Source organism: Dyadobacter sp. (genome assembly GCF_051859145.1).
In the GTDB taxonomy this organism is placed as follows: domain Bacteria; phylum Bacteroidota; class Bacteroidia; order Cytophagales; family Spirosomataceae; genus Dyadobacter.
Window position 1 is genome coordinate 9,615 of record NZ_JBHYGF010000096.1, and the last position, 1,441, is coordinate 11,055.

Genomic DNA, 1,441 nt, shown 5'->3' on the forward strand with positions numbered 1-1,441 from the left:
GATATAGAAATCTCTGCTGAGGAAGTGGTCCAGCTTGATGAGCTGGTACTGGCACGCTTAAACGGGTATTCGGTATTTGCCGTGCTGAAAAAAAATGGCAGGCTAAACACTGAAAAGATGTATCTGCTACGGTTATTTGTGCAAAATGCTGCACAGGCGATCCGCAATGCGGAAATGAACGAAGAGCTCATTCGTAAGGAGAAGCTTTCGGCTGTGGGCAGTGCAATCGGCATGGTTATGCACGATTTACGGCCCGCAATCGGAAACATACAACTCCTTACCGGTATAATCCGTGAGGAAGGCTACAAAAGCGATTGGCTGGATATGATCGACAGATCAGCCCGTCAGGCTTCAGAAATATTTGAGGACTTTCTGGACTTTATCAGGGAAACGCCAGTTGAAAAGGAAACCCTACTGCTTAAACCGCTGCTTGAGAGCGCTCTGGCCCAGTTAGCTCCAAAAGACGCCCTTGACAGAGTGCAGATTGAAATCGAAGCTGACAATGAACTGACTGTTCAGGGTGACCGAAGCAAACTAAAACGGGTCATTACCAACCTTATTAATAACGCTGTTGACGCACTCCTTGATCACAAAGTCAGCGAGCCGCTAATTCAAATCATAGCCCGCCAGCAAACTGACTGCGTTTCCATACAGGTCAGAGATAATGGCCCAGGCATACCATTGAGCCTGCTAAAATCGCTTTTTGAACCATTTGTAACCAAAGACAAAAGCAACGGAACAGGCCTGGGCCTGGCCATCGTAAAAAATTACGTGACCGCCCATGGTGGTAATATCTCCGTTCTAAACGACAACGGTGCTGTTTTCAATATCAAATTGTAATTGTTCTTTATGTTGAATGCATCGCGATAATGCATTGAGCATAGTTTTGTATTGACGAACTGGTCACATAATGGCTAATACTCTTCCTAATCACTGACACAAGTAGTCCCGGTCAGCGCACCAGGAAAGGCGAACAGCGGTATATCTTTCTGCTAGCTCCCGAAGACTACTTATAAACAATCCTCCATGGAAATGAATAAACATCATAGCCTTCTAAAAAAGCGCTTCAAGCTTTGTGTCTGAGGTAGATAAGCAGGCTACCTAATGAATGTTACGGCACTGTCAAATTTAATCTGCAACGGCTTTGCAGTTGGAAAACTGACAAGTACGACGATTGCTGGCAGATCCTTAGCAGTCTGTTATCTGCTCAATTGCAGACAAATGTTTTGTTAAAGACGCGGATGTCCGGGTACAAGTGGCTTTGATTACATTTGTTTTATTTGACCGTAAATAAATATATTTCTCATGAATACTATGACTACTGTTTCAGAAGTTTTAAATGAGCTTAAATTAAGAGGTTATACCGTAGACTTTAATCTGGACGATAACTGCCTGGTCTGCCATTCAAATTCGTTGAAAATACACCCCCAGGACTTTGTGG

The 1,441-nt window shown here is 43.8% G+C and carries 1 protein-coding gene; it reads left to right on the forward strand.

Annotated elements, in window-relative coordinates; genetic code table 11:
- Nucleotides 1–840, forward strand: an 840-nt coding sequence (locus ACTIE6_RS07170) for a sensor histidine kinase (protein ID WP_439555987.1), incomplete at its 5' end; no start/stop codon positions are given.
- Nucleotides 841–1,441 lie beyond the last annotated feature (601 nt).